Origin of the sequence: Brucella sp. MAB-22, assembly GCF_025908475.1 — a bacterium.
Lineage (GTDB): Bacteria > Pseudomonadota > Alphaproteobacteria > Rhizobiales > Rhizobiaceae > Brucella > Brucella anthropi.
In genome coordinates, this window is record NZ_CP109782.1 from 1611787 (window position 1) to 1627005 (window position 15219).

The following is a 15219-nucleotide window of genomic DNA, read 5'->3' on the forward strand; positions in this document are numbered from 1 at the left end:
ATCGTGCTTTCCAAAAAATCGATCCCGATTTTTGGCCCGATGCTGTAGCTTAAAGATGGAAAAGCAACAGCGAGGGCAGCATGTACAAGAATATTCTCGTAACCACCGATGGGTCAGAATTTGCAGAGCGCGGGCTCGTCCACGCATTTAAACTGGCACGAACAGTCCGCGCGAAGGCGACGGTACTGACTGTGACCGCTCCCTATTCCGTTTCGGGGCTTCCTGGCGGCTGGACTGATAGCCCTGCCTTCATCGAGCGCTTCGAGCAGGAATGGAATGAATATGCCGATAAATCCCTCGCTCGTGCCCGCGAACTGGCGGCTGAAACGGAAGTCGAAGTTCATACGCTGCATGTGGTTGCCCCACATCCGGCGACATCGATCATTGAAACTTCTAAAGAACTGCGCAACGATCTTATCGTCATGGCCTCTCATGGTCGTCGCGGACTGAAAGGTATGCTTCTTGGCAGTCAAACCTACGAAGTCCTGACGCGCAGCAACACACCGGTTCTAGTGGTAAAATAAAGCCACATCGAAAGGGCCCGAAATTATCGGGCCTTCTTCCTTTTCAGCCAGTCTGGTGACCCGTCGCGCTTTCGATATCGATACGGAAGAAGATCGGTTCAAGTTTGCGTTCGTGTCCGTCCTTCGCGACCGTCTTTATGTATGCCGGTTCCCACCAGGTCGGTTCCGAAGCCATAAGCGCGACGATCGCATTTTTTTCCTCATCACGATCGATTTCCCGATAATGACCGTTCAGCACAACGGTGCGCCAGTTTGTCCGGGATTCGATATGATCGAAAAGAATACAAACTGCATCATTCTTGCGCAGGGCCTCGGTCTTCTGCCCATCGGTGGTAAAAGAATAGAGCGAGCCGCCACTGAACCGGAAACTAAGCGGTACGATAAACGGACGATTGTCGAGAACATAAGCCAGCCGCCCGAGATGGGTGTGCTGTATCATGTCCCGGATATCGTATTCCGACATTTCCCTGATCATCATGGCACGCCTCCGCTGTTTGTTTATCTGCCAACAAACTAACATAGGGCGGGCCTACAGCTTTGACTGTAATCAAAACACAAGTAGAGCTAATTTATCAGACGAACAAACGCCCTTCCGCGATCTTGACCGCCGTGCCTCCAATCCTCGCTCCCGTGAGCTGCTGCTTGGCAACGTCCAGTTCGAGACGAATCCGCGAAGGTCGCCCCATCTCCATTCCCTGCTCGATCCACCACTGCGAACTGCCGTCAACAGGTTTGTCGTTCTTCTGAATCATGCCTGCAAAGGCGGCTGCAGCCGAGCCCGTAGCCGGATCTTCATAGACATTCGCCCCCGTTACAAACATGCGCGCATGGAAATTGCTGTCGAACAAAATCGTTTCGCGGCAATAGACGTAAATCGGCAAAGGTCGGCCATCGACGTGTGGGAGGCTTTCGTTCACATAGACCGGGTCAATGGACACTTTTGCTGCGGCAATCAGATTGTGAACCGGCACGAGCAGATAAGGTGTGCCCGCGCTCCAGACGCCAGGCACATGGTTCTCAAATCCGATCTCATGTGTACCGAGACCGATCGCAGCAGCGGCCTCTTCTTTCTCGACCTTGACATCAACTCGCTCCGGCAGGCGGGGCAGATCGAACTCGGCGAAGGCGCTATTTTCGCCCAATATCACGCCGCAGCGAACAATACCGACCTTCTCTTCCAAAGCCACGAGCCTGTCGGTCTCATCACCAGTTTTACGACGGCGAGCCAGCGACACGGCAGCCCCCACTGTCGGGTGCCCGGCAAAGGGAAGCTCATAATCAGGCGTGAAGATACGCACCGCCGCTTCATGTGCGGGATTGTTCGGGGGAAAAATGAAAACCGTTTCGGAAAGATTGAACTCGCGTGCGATGGCCTGCATACGCGCATCGGTCAAACCTTCGCTATCATGGACGACAGCCAGCGGATTTCCAGCCAGAGCCTTGTCGGCGAAAACGTCGAAAACCTCATAGAATCTGCCGGAAACGGCGGCGTCATTCATCCCTTATTCTCCCCTCGACCTACACACAAAACCGACTGCGAGGTCGGTTTCACTCCAATGTCTCATGCTTCGCATTGTCTGCGAGCATAGCCAATTTCGCGCCGCTGTCATCTGCAAGTCTGGCCAAGCTTTAGAGATTGTTGAAATGCCAGTCGGCAAATGCTCGCACATAGGACGGTGTTGCGTCTCCCATCGTTCGAGCTGCCTTCACTGGTATGATCTCTGATAGTTCCGGTTCTTCCTCCGCAGAAAGATATCGTTCAATCCGTGATACCAGATCGGTTGACGGCGCATCGAAATAATAACGGCGGAAAAGCGCGATGCTACGGTTTCCTGTCACAAGATTGATCTGTCGCTCCGCACGCGCGTCAAGAAGATCAAGACCCGTTTCCTCGCGAACCTCCCGTTGCCGATTGGCGTCATAATCGACAGCTCCATCGACAATGTCATTATCATCCACTGAGCCCGCCGGAAAATAGACCCTTCCCGCCCCGGCATTTTGTGTGCTCATACGCCCGGCGATCAAATGTCCTTCGCTCGAGACAATCACACCGACACCGAAAATGTGCCACGGACGTTCCTGCGATACGTCATGCCGCCAGTGCATCAGCGTTGCAAAACTGGTGCGCTTGAAGCCAGCCTGAAACACGCCGCCAATCAGTTCTGCGTGTGGTGCCAGATAGAATTCGCCATCGAACAAAGTAGGGTTGGCCGCCCGCTCACGTGTCCAGTTCGAAGCAATCGCTTCGTGGTTATCCACGGTATATGATAAAGGACCGGGCAGTACCCGGACATCGGCACTGTCAATAATGTGGACAGTATTTTCCCGAACCTGCTTCATCGCTCAAACCATGTTCAATGTCACTGCAACCGGACAATGATCGCTTGCTTTCGGGCGATCCCAACCTGTTCTAGGATAACGCTCGATCTGCTGATCAGGTGGAAAAATCGTGCGCCAAGGCTGGCCACGCCGAATGATATTCGGAACCGCCTTCTCATTTTTCTTCGCAAAAGAAGGCGATGCCATGATGTAATCAAGCTGGCAAAGATGACGCTCCTGCGGCCCGCGCGTATGGTAAAGCGTCCAGCGGTCCATAACGGGACGGCGCTCGACCAGATTGACCGCAAACCCATCGGCTAAGAGCACGTCCAACGCACTTTCTTCTTCAACCATTGGCGTGAACTGATAGCCGTTCCATTCATCGCCCCCGATAATGATCCGCTCACGATAATCATTGAAATCACCACAAATCAGCCAGCGGCGATCTGCAACATTGGATGGTCCGAACTTATCCTCGATGATACGGCGCATGGCGCGCGCCTCTGCGCGTCTCACCGGCAGAGATGCTGTCCGTCCGTCAAATCCGTTGCGCGCGCCCGTCATCGATTTCAGATGCGTAACGAAGAGCGATATGGGCTTCCCGGCAATGCGGATATCCAAATTCAGGCAATCTCGCTTGAAGATTCGGTCATGGGGTTCCAGGCCAAGTTCCCCAAGTACGGGCTCGTAGAGGCCAAAATCATTATAGGTTACATAAGCATAGCTGGTGACTTCGTCGACTTCGATGGGCTGCCCGTCCCGTGTCGTATCGCGCATCATAACGGCAACATCTATGCCGCGGCTGTCATTGCCATCTATGAGATATTTATGTCGGAAACCGTGGCCTATCATCTTGAAAAGATAGCCATATTCAAACGCATTCAACGCCGCCAGATTATCCACCTCTTGCAGGCAGAGAATATCAGCCCGCGTTTCGGCAATCGCCAGAGCCGTCATCTGGCGTGTGTCGTCTGCGTGCGCCACAGCGCGCGCCTGCTCAAGAAGGCGATACTGCGCCTCATCGTTGATCTCGAACAATTGCAGGGCGCGATCCTGATGCAATTCATTGCGAAAGCCGGAAAAATCAAACCGGCGCATCAGATTTTCGACATTGAAAGTAGCTATGGTAAACATGTCTTCGCAATCTCTCTGCTTGCTGGGCGATTGGCAAGAGGATGATTTCCGAAACCAATAAATTTCTGCCGAAGCGGTGACTTGGATATAAAGTATACCCATATATCGGGAGAACGTTGATTAAAGCGAGCTGAAACGATGCGAAAAATTGTGCGCCTGACGATACTGACAGGGCTATTCGTTGCAGGCATTGCAAGTGTGGGTTCAGCCGTCGAACTGCGTAACAGCCAATATCTTCCCTCGCTGAAACCGAGCGGACCGTTGATTATCGGCGGTCAGGCAGGTGCCAATCGCACAGATCCGAGCGCTCGCAACTGCTACGGTTCAACGCTTTGCCGGGAAAGTGGAACTTATATCACCGAACATGGCGTATTGAACTACAAGAACGGCGATGCTCTGCAATATCGACGCACGATGCAGCCACCGACTGCGGGCGCGCGCCCCAGCAGCAATCATATCCAGTGGTGTTCAAACCGCTATCGCAGCTACCGAACATCCGACAATACATTCCAGCCGTTGGCTGGTCCCAGAACAGGCTGCAATTCGCCATTCCAGTAAGAAAAAAGCCGGGTCTGAACCCGGCTTTTTTTATTTCCACCAACCTAGGCGGCAGCGGATTTCGTATGAGCACGTATCAAACGACCAAGGCGCTTGATGCCTTCATCGATCATCTCGTCGTTGGCGCATGAATAGCTGAGGCGCAGCGTGTTGGCACCGCTACCATCGGCAAAAAATGCCCGCCCCGGAACAAACGCCACTTTCTCGCTATCGATGGATGCAGCAAGTAGCGCTGCGCCATCCATGCCTTCCGGCAGCGTGACCCAGATGAACATACCGCCTTCAGGCTTCGTCCAGCTTGTGGTTTCAGGCATATATTTCGCCAGCGCTTCGAGCATCTTGTCGCGACGGTGCTTATACACCTTGTGCAGCTTCGCGACCTGAGTACCAAAGCCGCCGCTCGCAACACGCTGAATAGCGATCTGGTTGATCGTGGACGAATGAAGGTCCGCAGCCTGTTTCATGAGAACAAGCTTACGAATGACTGGCTTCGACGCAACCACATAGCCGACACGCAAACCCGGAGCCAGCGTCTTGGAGAAGGAACCGCAATAGATGGTGCGGGTCTTCTCGATGTCACTGCCATTGCGGGCAATGTCCAACGCCAGAATTGGCGAAATCGCATCGCCATTGTAGCGAAGATACTGATAAGCCGCATCTTCGATAACCGGAATATCGAGCTCATCAGCCTGTGCGAGCAGTTTCTCACGACCGGCAAGATCGACGGTTTCCCCTGTCGGGTTGCTGAAATCGGCAGACAGATAAGCGAACTTGACCTGACCGCCGGCTTTCTTGGCAGCCTCTGCATAGGATTCCGGCGTGCGGTTGCCGTTGATCGCCAGCATATCGTAATTGGGCTCGTAAGCGTTGAAAGCCTGCAGCGCGCCAAGATAGGTCGGTGCGGTCACCAGTGCTGTGTCGGCGGGCGACAAAAACAGCTTGCCCAGATAATCGAGAGCCTGCTGCGAACCCGATGTGATGAACACATTGTCTTCCGTGCAGGGAATGCCAATCTTGGCAAGTTCTCCGACCAACCAGGTGCGCAGCGGCTTGTAGCCTTCCGAAACGGAATATTGCAGCGCTGCGTTGGCTTCTGGACCCGTAAGAATGTCCTTATAGGCTGCCTGGAATTCTTCGTGCGGGAAAAGAGCCGGATCAGGAATTCCGCCCGCAAACGAAATAATATCTGGGCGTTCCAGAAGCTTCAGCAGTTCGCGGATTTCCGATGCGCGCATACGTTTCGAGCGCGTTGCAAATACATTTTCCCAGTCCAACACGGGAAATCTCCTCAATTAGACTATCCGTACATTTTACGGAACTTGTAATAGCTAAGTCTCCTCAAAACTTGGCTATTGGATGTGAAGCTCTAGCGCACTTTTCAGCAGACGAGAACAGCTTTTCCCATGCTTCTATGGAATAAAGATATTCGGAATTGTTTTGGCCTTCAAAGTGCACGAAACGAAAAAACTGGCGCAGAATTTGGGTTATTTTCGTTCGCCATATGCTCACGATCACCCCCGTTACAACGCACCATGTATGAAGGGGGCGCAAGAAACGCCCCCTCTTTTCATGTTTCATCGAATTTCAAAATCAGATGATATTCCGGCTCTGGCGTTTGCATCATTTGCAGACAACCAGAACCTGAAACCCGCTGTTTTTAGTTACGTGCCTTGTCGACGAGCTTGTTCGCGGCGATCCACGGCATCATGCCGCGGAGCTTTTCGCCGACTTCTTCGATCTGGTGGCTGTCGTTGTTGCGACGAATGCCCTTGAAGCGCGCTGCACCTGCACGATATTCCTGCATCCAATCGGAAGTGAACTTGCCGGTCTGAATGTCCTTCAGAACGCGCTTCATTTCTTCCTTGGTTTCAGCAGTGATGATGCGCGGACCAGTGACGTATTCGCCCCACTCGGCAGTGTTCGAAATCGAGTAGTTCATGTTGGCGATGCCGCCTTCGTAGATCAGGTCCACGATGAGCTTCATTTCGTGCAGGCACTCGAAGTAAGCCATTTCCGGCGCGTAGCCAGCTTCAACCAGAACTTCAAAACCGGTACGGATCAGTTCGACCACGCCGCCGCAAAGAACGGCCTGTTCACCGAACAGGTCTGTTTCGCACTCTTCCTTGAAGGTGGTTTCGATGACGCCCGAACGACCGCCGCCAACGCCCGAAGCGTAGGAGAGAGCCAGATCATGAGCATTGCCCGAGGCGTCGTGATGAATGGCGATGAGGCAAGGAACGCCGCCGCCCTTCTGGTATTCGCCGCGAACCGTATGGCCTGGGCCCTTCGGTGCGATCATGACGACGTCAATCGACTTCTTCGGCTCAATGAGGCCGAAATGCACGTTGAGGCCGTGGGCGAAAGCGATTGCCGCGCCATCACGAAGATTGTCGTGAATGTGTTCCTTGTAGATGTCAGCCTGCAGCTCGTCAGGGGTTGCCATCATCATGAGATCGGCCCACTTGGCGGCATCGGCGACGTTCATCACTTCAAAGCCGTCAGCCTGTGCCTTCTTCGCGGTTGCAGAACCTTCACGAAGGGCAACACGCACGTTGGCGGCACCGGAATCCTTGAGGTTCAGCGCATGGGCGCGGCCCTGGCTGCCATAACCGACGATAACCACCTTCTTCGACTTGATCAGGTTAACGTCAGCATCCCGATCGTAGTAAACGCGCATTTCCTTATTCCCTTCGTTCAGATTGTTCTTCGGCTTTCTTGCGTCCACCGATGTGATTAGGCCCCATAGAGGGCAAAAAACTGCTTGGTGGCGCGCCGGGCGTCCCGGATGACCACGTCGTCAGTCAGTTCCAGATGGTCGCCAAGCAGCAACCGTATTTGCATGTCCCGGACGACAAGCCCGAAAAACGTGCGAAATGCCTCATCGATATCGTCGAAGGCCAGCAAACGTGCCTCCTGCCCCATATGGAGAATGGGCTTGAGGCGTTTGGCCATGGCCACAGGACCGTTGGCCAGAACGATATCGCCCAACGTGGATTTGCCGGACGCCGCATGGCTGACCGCCAGCCGGTTCAAGGCTATCGAGGTCTTCCCCGACAGCACCAGCAGCCAGTCGCGCGCGAAATGTTCCAGACTCGAGAAAAGAGATTCCGCATCCAGCTTTTCACGGGTCAGCGGTACGACGCGAACTTTCGATGCCTGCCAGCGAACCATTGCCGTCAACAGACCGTCGCGGTCGCCAAACCATTTATAAAGGCTTTCTTTCGAGCAGTTGGCGGCACGTGCAATACTTGCCGTCGTCAAAGCGCGATCCCCGCCTTCCACTAGAAGGCGCAACGCCTGCTCCAGAACATCGTTCTGACGCGGCGAAAGAGCCTGCTGCTTTTGAGCCTGCAATTCGTCGCTGGTATCAGTCACGGGTCTCTTCCTCCACCTTGTACCGTACGGTACGGTTCCCAATTCATAATTATTGTTTCGTCAGCGGTCAAGCATGTTTTCTAAAATTGCAGCTGCCTGATACGGGAATAATTTTCATCGTCATCAAATGCAAAAAAGCGCCTTCCCGAAACCGGGAAAGCGCCCTTTGAAACTATCGATTCAGATGGATTTACAGATTCACCTGCGTTCCAATTTCCACCACACGACCGGTGGGAATCTGGAAATATTCTGTCGCGTCAGACGCAGTTCGGGCAAGCAGGATAAACAGCTTGTCCTGCCAGAGCGGCAAGCCTGAATGAGCCGACGCCTTGAGCGAGCGGCGCGACAGGAAGAACGACGTCGTCATGATATCGAATTTCCAGCCAAGCTTTCGACAGATGCCGAGCGCTCGTGGAATATTCGGTTGCTGCATATAGCCGAAGGTAAGCGTCACCTGCATGAAGCGCTCGTTATATTGGGATACACGCGCGCGGTCGGCACTTGAAACCCACGGCTTCGATGCCGTCACAACCGTCAGTATGACGTTATTCTCGTGCAAAACCTTATAGTGCTTCAAGCTGTGCATGAGCGCAGTGGGAGCGCTTTTAGGATCGCCCGTCAGAAACACAGCCGTGCCCGGCACGATGGTCGGCGGACGTTTGGTCATTTGTTGGACGATCAGATCCAGTGGAACTTCGGCCTTGCGGGTCTTGTTAAAGAGATGCCGCGTTCCGCGCACCCAGGTCCACATGATGAGAACAAGTATCGCGGCGATACCAATCGAAGCCCAACCACCCTCATGGACTTTGATTATATTTGCACCGAAGAACATTATATCGATGATCAGGAATCCAACAATAATCGGCAGAGCGCGGCTCACGCGCCAATTCCAGATGCGTGTCATCACGATATAGAGAAGGACTGTCGTGACCAGCATGTTGCCAGTAACTGCAATGCCATATGCAGCGGCCAGATTGCTGGACTTCTCGAACCCGAGCACCAGAATAACCACCGCCAGCCCTAGAAGCAGGTTGACGCGCGGAATATAAATCTGGCCGTGCAGCTTTTCCGAGGTGTGCTGGATTTCAAGGCGCGGCAGAATGTTGAGCTGAACAGCCTGACGTGCCACCGAATAAGCGCCCGTAATAACTGCCTGGCTAGCGATAACGGTCGCCGCAGTTGCCAGCAGGACCATGGGCAACAGCGCGAAGCTCGGCATCATCTGGAAGAATGGCAATGCAGCGGCTTCGCCATGTGAAAGAATGAAGGCTGCCTGTCCAAAATAGTTGAGCAGCAGGCATGGGAACACGATCCATAGCCATGCACGAACGATTGGCTTGCGTCCAAAATGGCCGAGGTCGGCGTAAAGAGCTTCGGCACCGGTCATTGCGAGGAACACGGCACCAACCGTGATAAAGGCAATGCCTGGGCTGATCATCAGAAAGCGTACAGCATAATAGGGATTCAGCGCCACCATCACCGTAGGATCATCGAAAATATGCCAGAGACCCGACGCACCCAGCGCCAAAAACCACAATGCCATAATCGGTCCGAAGACGATGGCCACCTTGCCAGTGCCGAGTTTCTGCACCGAAAACAGCGTCACAAGAATGACGACAGTTATGGGAACAACGAACGGAGTAAGATCAGGAGCGACAATCTCAAGACCTTCCATCGCTGATAGAACGGAGATTGCGGGCGTAATGACTGCGTCACCGAAGAACAGCGCCGCACCGCAGATGCCTACCCCCAAGATAAGGTCAGGCCGGCCTTTCAACGCACCTCTGACAAGAGCCATCAACGAAAGAATGCCGCCTTCGCCGTTATTATCGGCGCGCAGAACAAACAGCACATACTTGATGGTCACAACCAGCGTCAGTGCCCAGAAGATCAGAGAAACAACGCCCAGAATGTCACTGCGGGCGAGAATGCCATCGCTCGCCGCCGCATGAAGGGCTTCACGAAAAGCATAGATGGGGCTGGTGCCGATGTCACCGTAGACAACGCCCAGCGCCCCAAGCACCAGCGTTTTCATGCTCTCATTGTGCTGTTCGGCATCTTCAGCAAAAGCGACGCTTTCAGGAACACCAACGGCAGGCATAGCGGCCTGTGTGGGCGTGTCATTGCCATTTAGCTCGCCGCTCATATGCAGGCACCTCGCAACTTCCTGAAAAGATTCTGGCTGGAGTTACTGGAGATCGATTTCAGATAATGAGTGTATTCGCAAAAAGTTGCGAATTGCCGCATCGTCGCCGCACCGTTTCCCAAATCAGCTTTAATCATAAGCTTGGTATCGATTGAACGTAGCAATTCGTCCGAATGCAACCGCAATAGAACTGCCTCGGCGCAGAAAGCAGACGTCGGAAAACTGCTTCAATGCTTCCCTCATACGATCCTGCGTCCCCCAACGCATCTGAATAGTGGCGGACGCCTAAAGCTTGTCTCACCCGAATGCAAATGCGCTTTTTGCAAAGCTTCAACCCGAGCCATGCACCAAGCGCATTAACTAACATCTTATGCCAATGCCGCAATATAGCGGCTTACAGTTACCGGAATTCCATACATGAGTGCATCGGCGGTCAATCCATGTCCAATGGAAACTTCACTCAACTGAGGGATACGTTTTATCAGCGCAGGCAGATTGTCTACTGTAAGATCATGCCCCGCATTGATATCGAGGCCTAGCGCCGTAGCGGCATTTGCAGCCTTTTCCAATCGATCCAGTTCACGTATTGCGGCTGCCGGGTCATCATAGGTCGCACCATAAGGGCCGGTATAGAGCTCCACACGGTCCACACCGATAGCAGCTGCGCGTTCGTATCCAAGCGGATCGGGGTCGGCGAACAATGACACCCGCATTCCGCCTGCTTTCAAACGGGCCACGATAGGAGCCAGAAAGTCAGATTTCGACACGAAATCCCATCCATGATCCGAGGTCGCCTGTGTTGGATCATCAGGAACGAGCGTCACCTGCTCAGGCTGATGTTTCTCCACCAGATCGAGAAATGCTTCGCTTGGAAAACCTTCGATATTGAACTCCGCCTGCGGAAACTCGTCATCGATCAAAGCGCGTATATCACCCAGATCGGAAAACCGGATGTGACGCTGATCGGGACGCGGATGCACTGTCAATCCCGCAGCGCCTGCTGCAAGCGCAGCGCGGCCCAGACCGGTAACGCTTGGCCAAGGCAAATCACGCCGATTTCGCAGCATCGCAACAGCGTTGAGATTGACCGATAATTTCGCAGGCATTGGCGACTCCCGGATAGATATTCCGCTTTATAACGCCTGCCACGAAAAAATGTGAGTGCTTTGCCGTCGCACCGCGGCCGCAATCCCCAACCATGAAATCTGCCTGCAACAAACTGGGTTTGCATAGTTTTTCCAGTTCGCATCAATTTGGAGACTGTCCGCAACCTTTGCCCCCGCTTCGACGTTTAAATCTGATCAATGATGGAGGTCTATGATGCGAAATGAGGACATACCCGTCATTCGCCGCATTCCAACAAACCGGGAAGACGTTTTTGCTTTTGCAATTGAAGGACATCTCGACGATGCGTCATTGGAGAACCTCTACGGGCTTCTCGACGCAGCTTACGAAACGCATGAAGAAATTGACCTCCTGATCCGTCTCACCGGATATGAAGGTTTCGACTGGACGGCCGCTTTCTCGGAAAGCATGTTGTCCATGCGCTCCAAGTCCCTGAAAAAGCTCCGACATTATGCAATCGTCGGTGGCCCCTTGTGGATACAAGCCAGCATAACCCTCATGCAGCCTTTCCTGTCCATAGAGCTTCGCGCTTTCGAAGCAGACGAAGAAAACGAGGCCTGGGAATGGCTGAGCGCCCGACCGACAGACGAATAATTACTTTACAATGGTCAAACGTTCGGCAGCCCGCGTGATCGCCGTATAAAGCCACCGCTCACGCGTATCGCGAAACGCAAAACTTTCATCGAAGAGCACGACTTCATCCCATTGGGAGCCCTGTGCCTTATGCACAGTTAAAGCATAACCGTAATCGAAATCGTCGTAGCGTTTTTTGGTCTGCCACGGAATTTCACTGTCGGGGTCTTCGAACTGCGCCTTCAGCAGCTTGATCTTCGCCACACCGCGATCATCATCCTCAGGTGTAACCAGCAAATTGATACCGGGCTTCACCGTTTCCTTGGACGATGTCATCACCTTCCAGAGCGATCCGTTGAGAAGTCCCTTGGCAGGATCGTTGCGCAGGCAAACCAGTTTGTCGCCAGCCTGCGGGTAATCAGCAGTAAAGCCTTTTAGCTCCCGAAGGCGCTGGTTATAGCGGCGGCGCGTCCGGTTGGTACCGACGAGCACCTGATCGGCGGCTAACACCATCTCCTGATTGACGTCGCCTTTTCCGATAACCTTTGCAGCGCCATGGTCACCATAAGGAAGTTCACGCCCTTCCCGCACATCAAGCGCCATACGGATGATCGGATTGTCCTGCGCCTGACGATGAATCTCGGTCAGAAGATAATCCGGCTCGTGTTCCGTGAAAAAGCCGCCGCCGGAAATCGGCGGCAACTGCCCCGGATCGCCAAGAACGAGGATGGGCGTGCCGAAACTCATCAAATCCCGCCCCAGCGCCTCATCGACCATGGAACATTCGTCCACGACGATCATCGCGGCTTTGGCGACAGGGCTCTGCCGGTTAAGCGAGAAGGTCGGCGCGATGGAAGTCTTGCCAGTCGTTTCGTCCTCAATCGCTTCTTCGCCACGTGGGCGATAGATCAGCGAATGAAGCGTGCGTGCGTTGCTAGCGCCTTTCGAGCGCAGCACCTGTGCCGCCTTGCCGGTAAAGGCCGCAAACTGCACATCGCCATCCACATGCTCGGCAAAATAGCGGGCGAGCGTCGTCTTGCCCGTACCCGCATAGCCGAACAATCTGAAAATAGGGCTGCGGCCGTCTTTGAGCCACTGCCCGACGGCCTTCAGCGCCTGATCCTGTTCCGGTGAAAACTGCATGATCCTTTCAGACAGGATTCGCCGCCCGAAAACAAGATCAAACCGTGATCAAACGGTTTTGCTCACCAGTGCTGCAAATCTGTCGAGATCGACATTGCCACCACTGACGATCACCCCTACACGCTTACCTTGCAGCTTCGACGCCATCTGTCGTGCGCCAGCAAAAGCGAGACAGCCTGTCGGTTCGACCACCATTTTCATCCGGCTGGCGAAGAATTTCATGCCGTCAACCAGTTCATCGTCGCTAACGGCCAGAATATCACGAACAGTTTCGCGGATGATGGCAAAGGTCATGTCGCCAAGAGCTTGCGTCTGGGCGCCGTCCGCCAAGGTCTTCGGCACGTCGATGTGCACAATCTTGCCGGAGCGGAGCGACTGCTGGCCATCATTTCCGGCCATCGGCTCGACACCGTAGACGTCGCATTCCGGCGACAAGGCTTTTGCCGCTAGCGCTGAACCGGCCAACAGGCCACCACCGCCAAGACAGACAAACAGGGCATCAAGGGGACCGGTTTCCTCAATCAATTCCTTTGCCGCAGTTCCCTGCCCCGCAATTATATCAGGATGATTGAATGGCGGAATGAGGGTCAGCCCACCCTCTTCGGCCAGGCGCTTCGAAAGCACATCGCGGTCTTCTTCATAGCGGTTATAGGTAACAACCTTCGCGCCATAGCCTCGCGTTGCATCAAGTTTCGCGCGCGGCGCATCCTCAGGCATGATGATGGTCGCGCCAATACCGAGCAGTTTTGCCGCAAGCGCGATCGCCTGCGCGTGATTACCGGACGAAAAAGCCAGCACACCTCGCGCTTTTTGCTCATCCGTAAACCGCGACAGAGCATTGAAAGCACCACGAAATTTGAAGGCACCGATGCGCTGGAAGTTCTCGCATTTGAAAAAGAACTGAGCGCCGGTTTCGCGGTCGATAGTTGACGACGTGAACACCGGCGTATGGTGCGCATATCCTTCGATCTGCCTTGCGGCCGAAATAACATCATCATAAGTTGGAAGCTGGTTCATCATTCGCCTCTTCATTCTCTATTTCAGCATCGGCCATAGGCTCAGAACGAGCAGCAGGGCCATGATAAGGTTGAACCATTTCAATCGAACAGGATCGGAAAGCCAGTTGCGCAGCAATGTGCCAAACCCTGCCCAGACCGAAACGCTCGGCAAATTCACAATCGCGAAGGCGGAGCTGACCAGGAGCACGGCGACATAATAGTTGTCGTGATTGGCATAGGTGGCAATTCCCGTGATCGCCATTACCCAGGCTTTCGGATTGACCCATTGGAATGCCGCTGCCTGCAAGAAAGTCATTGGCTCAGCTTTATCTCGATGCTTTGCCTCTCCGATGGAACGCGACATAGCAATCTTCCAGGCAAGGTAGAGCATATAGGCGCCACCAGCGAATTTCAGCGCGGCATAGAATGACGGCACCGTTTCGATCAAAGCGCCGAGCCCGAAGCCGATCGCAAGCAGCAACACGAAGAAGCCCACACCGATCCCCAGCATATGCGGGATCGTTCGACGGAAACCAAAGTTTACGCCTGATACCAGAAGCATGAGATTATTTGGCCCCGGCGTAACGGACGACACGAAGGCGAAGACAAGAAGCGCCAGAAAAATTTCAACAGACATAGGACGGCCCCAATTTATGGGGACAAATTAGCTCAATAAAAAACCGGCACAATCGAAACATTGTGCCGGTTTTCAAACATATTGTATCGATTTCAGTTGAAAGCTTTTACATGCCTTCCGGGCCACGGTTCATGGCTGCAACACCCGTACGGCAGGTCTCAACCAGTCCGAGTGGCTTCATGATCGAGATGAACTGATCAATCTTGGCAGTCTTCCCGGTGATCTCCAGGATGAAGTGATCCGTCGTCGCATCAACCACCTTAGCCTTGAACGCGTCGGCAAGACGAAGCGTTTCCGCCCTCGCCTCACCTTTGCCGGCAACCTTCACCAGTGCCAGTTCACGTTCAACCGGACGGTCGTGGCCAAGCTCAGAGGCGCGATGGCTGAGATCAACGACGCGGTGAACCGGAACAATCCGGGCCAGCTGGTGGCGGATCTGGTCAAGCACGTGCGGCGTGCCGCGCGTCACGATCGTAATGCGCGACAGGTGCTTTTCATGCTCGGTTTCCGAAACCGTCAGGCTTTCAATATTGTAGCCACGTCCGGAGAAAAGACCGATCACACGGGCAAGGACACCTGGCTCATTGTCGACGAGTACCGCAAGCGTATGCGTTTCCGGCGTTTGCGTTTCGGCTGCAATGAAATAGGCCGATCCGGAAGCTAGGTTCTGTGCATTCATGATTTCTT

Annotated in this window: 16 protein-coding genes; 3 read left to right on the forward strand and 13 right to left on the reverse strand. The window is 53.9% G+C overall.

The features are described from left to right. Positions 1–80 precede the first annotated feature (80 nt). The gene (locus tag OHI65_RS17335) at positions 81–524 is read left to right on the forward strand and encodes a universal stress protein (RefSeq protein WP_094513873.1); all 444 of its coding nucleotides are present in this window, start codon (positions 81–83) and stop codon (positions 522–524) included. 43 nt (positions 525–567) lie between these two features. On the opposite strand, the gene OHI65_RS17340 is transcribed toward OHI65_RS17335, so the two are convergent. From OHI65_RS17340 to OHI65_RS17355, 4 genes are all read right to left on the reverse strand, one after another. Beyond that, positions 568–1002 (reverse strand): pyridoxamine 5'-phosphate oxidase family protein, encoded by a 435-nt coding sequence (locus OHI65_RS17340; RefSeq protein WP_094513874.1) that lies wholly within the window; start codon positions 1000–1002, stop codon positions 568–570. 94 nt (positions 1003–1096) lie between these two features. Next, on the reverse strand, positions 1097–2023 hold the full coding sequence (locus tag OHI65_RS17345; protein ID WP_010659786.1) for a PhzF family phenazine biosynthesis protein: 927 nt from the start codon (positions 2021–2023) through the stop codon (positions 1097–1099). 130 nt (positions 2024–2153) lie between these two features. Next, positions 2154–2864, reverse strand: coding sequence for an NUDIX domain-containing protein (locus tag OHI65_RS17350; RefSeq protein ID WP_125300123.1), 711 nt, complete (start codon positions 2862–2864; stop codon positions 2154–2156). A gap of 3 nt (positions 2865–2867) precedes the next feature. Next, positions 2868–3977 (reverse strand): endonuclease/exonuclease/phosphatase family protein, encoded by a 1110-nt coding sequence (locus OHI65_RS17355; RefSeq protein WP_125300122.1) that lies wholly within the window; start codon positions 3975–3977, stop codon positions 2868–2870. Between the two features lie 138 nt (positions 3978–4115). Between OHI65_RS17355 and OHI65_RS17360 the strand changes: the two genes are divergently transcribed. Next, positions 4116–4535 (forward strand): BA14K family protein, encoded by a 420-nt coding sequence (locus tag OHI65_RS17360; RefSeq protein WP_029928991.1) that lies wholly within the window; start codon positions 4116–4118, stop codon positions 4533–4535. Between the two features lie 44 nt (positions 4536–4579). Here the strand turns inward: OHI65_RS17360 and OHI65_RS17365 are convergent, their stop codons facing one another. The 5 genes from OHI65_RS17365 to OHI65_RS17385 all read right to left on the reverse strand — a co-directional run bounded on the left by OHI65_RS17365 (position 4580) and on the right by OHI65_RS17385 (position 11162). Next, on the reverse strand, positions 4580–5812 hold the full coding sequence (locus tag OHI65_RS17365) for a PLP-dependent aminotransferase family protein (protein WP_012091803.1): 1233 nt from the start codon (positions 5810–5812) through the stop codon (positions 4580–4582). 380 nt (positions 5813–6192) lie between these two features. Further along, the gene (gene ilvC, locus OHI65_RS17370) at positions 6193–7212 is read right to left on the reverse strand and encodes a ketol-acid reductoisomerase (protein WP_061346051.1); all 1020 of its coding nucleotides are present in this window, start codon (positions 7210–7212) and stop codon (positions 6193–6195) included. A gap of 56 nt (positions 7213–7268) precedes the next feature. Continuing rightward, complete coding sequence (locus OHI65_RS17375) at positions 7269–7910, reverse strand: TetR/AcrR family transcriptional regulator (protein WP_109989083.1); 642 nt, start codon at positions 7908–7910, stop codon at positions 7269–7271. Positions 7911–8100: 190 nt separating this feature from the next. After that, positions 8101–10056, reverse strand: a complete 1956-nt coding sequence (locus OHI65_RS17380) for a potassium transporter Kup (RefSeq protein ID WP_010659779.1) — start codon at positions 10054–10056, stop codon at positions 8101–8103. 368 nt (positions 10057–10424) lie between these two features. Next, complete coding sequence (locus OHI65_RS17385; protein WP_094513877.1) at positions 10425–11162, reverse strand: pyridoxine 5'-phosphate synthase; 738 nt, start codon at positions 11160–11162, stop codon at positions 10425–10427. A gap of 214 nt (positions 11163–11376) precedes the next feature. Between OHI65_RS17385 and OHI65_RS17390 the strand changes: the two genes are divergently transcribed. Beyond that, positions 11377–11775, forward strand: a complete 399-nt coding sequence (locus tag OHI65_RS17390; RefSeq protein WP_012091800.1) for an STAS/SEC14 domain-containing protein — start codon at positions 11377–11379, stop codon at positions 11773–11775. On the opposite strand, the gene OHI65_RS17395 is transcribed toward OHI65_RS17390, so the two are convergent. The 4 genes from OHI65_RS17395 to ilvN form a co-directional block, all read right to left on the reverse strand. After that, positions 11776–12897, reverse strand: a complete 1122-nt coding sequence (locus OHI65_RS17395) for an ATP-dependent DNA helicase (RefSeq protein WP_010659776.1) — start codon at positions 12895–12897, stop codon at positions 11776–11778. A 48-nt stretch (positions 12898–12945) separates the two neighbouring features. After that, positions 12946–13914, reverse strand: a complete 969-nt coding sequence (locus OHI65_RS17400; RefSeq protein WP_125300381.1) for a threo-3-hydroxy-L-aspartate ammonia-lyase — start codon at positions 13912–13914, stop codon at positions 12946–12948. 18 nt (positions 13915–13932) lie between these two features. Further along, positions 13933–14532: a LysE family translocator gene (locus tag OHI65_RS17405; RefSeq protein WP_125300120.1), complete on the reverse strand. Its 600-nt coding sequence runs from the start codon at positions 14530–14532 to the stop codon at positions 13933–13935. A 106-nt stretch (positions 14533–14638) separates the two neighbouring features. Next, positions 14639–15211: an acetolactate synthase small subunit gene (gene ilvN / locus OHI65_RS17410; RefSeq protein ID WP_010659773.1), complete on the reverse strand. Its 573-nt coding sequence runs from the start codon at positions 15209–15211 to the stop codon at positions 14639–14641. Between the last annotated feature and the right edge of the window lie 8 nt (positions 15212–15219).

What these genes read in the sequence shown, in the direction of transcription:
- OHI65_RS17360 (WP_029928991.1), top strand. Translation starts at nt 4,116, where the DNA reads ATGCGAAAAATTGTGCGCCTGACGATACTGACAGGGCTATTCGTTGCA.
- OHI65_RS17385 (WP_094513877.1), bottom strand. Translation starts at nt 11,162, where the DNA reads ATGCCTGCGAAATTATCGGTCAATCTCAACGCTGTTGCGATGCTGCGA.
- OHI65_RS17390 (WP_012091800.1), top strand. Translation starts at nt 11,377, where the DNA reads ATGCGAAATGAGGACATACCCGTCATTCGCCGCATTCCAACAAACCGG.
- OHI65_RS17335 (WP_094513873.1), top strand. Translation starts at nt 81, where the DNA reads ATGTACAAGAATATTCTCGTAACCACCGATGGGTCAGAATTTGCAGAG.
- OHI65_RS17395 (WP_010659776.1), bottom strand. Translation starts at nt 12,897, where the DNA reads ATGCAGTTTTCACCGGAACAGGATCAGGCGCTGAAGGCCGTCGGGCAG.
- ilvC (WP_061346051.1), bottom strand. Translation starts at nt 7,212, where the DNA reads ATGCGCGTTTACTACGATCGGGATGCTGACGTTAACCTGATCAAGTCG.
- ilvN (WP_010659773.1), bottom strand. Translation starts at nt 15,211, where the DNA reads ATGAATGCACAGAACCTAGCTTCCGGATCGGCCTATTTCATTGCAGCC.
- OHI65_RS17355 (WP_125300122.1), bottom strand. Translation starts at nt 3,977, where the DNA reads ATGTTTACCATAGCTACTTTCAATGTCGAAAATCTGATGCGCCGGTTT.
- OHI65_RS17380 (WP_010659779.1), bottom strand. Translation starts at nt 10,056, where the DNA reads ATGAGCGGCGAGCTAAATGGCAATGACACGCCCACACAGGCCGCTATG.
- OHI65_RS17345 (WP_010659786.1), bottom strand. Translation starts at nt 2,023, where the DNA reads ATGAATGACGCCGCCGTTTCCGGCAGATTCTATGAGGTTTTCGACGTT.
- OHI65_RS17405 (WP_125300120.1), bottom strand. Translation starts at nt 14,532, where the DNA reads ATGTCTGTTGAAATTTTTCTGGCGCTTCTTGTCTTCGCCTTCGTGTCG.
- OHI65_RS17400 (WP_125300381.1), bottom strand. Translation starts at nt 13,914, where the DNA reads ATGAACCAGCTTCCAACTTATGATGATGTTATTTCGGCCGCAAGGCAG.
- OHI65_RS17340 (WP_094513874.1), bottom strand. Translation starts at nt 1,002, where the DNA reads ATGATGATCAGGGAAATGTCGGAATACGATATCCGGGACATGATACAG.
- OHI65_RS17350 (WP_125300123.1), bottom strand. Translation starts at nt 2,864, where the DNA reads ATGAAGCAGGTTCGGGAAAATACTGTCCACATTATTGACAGTGCCGAT.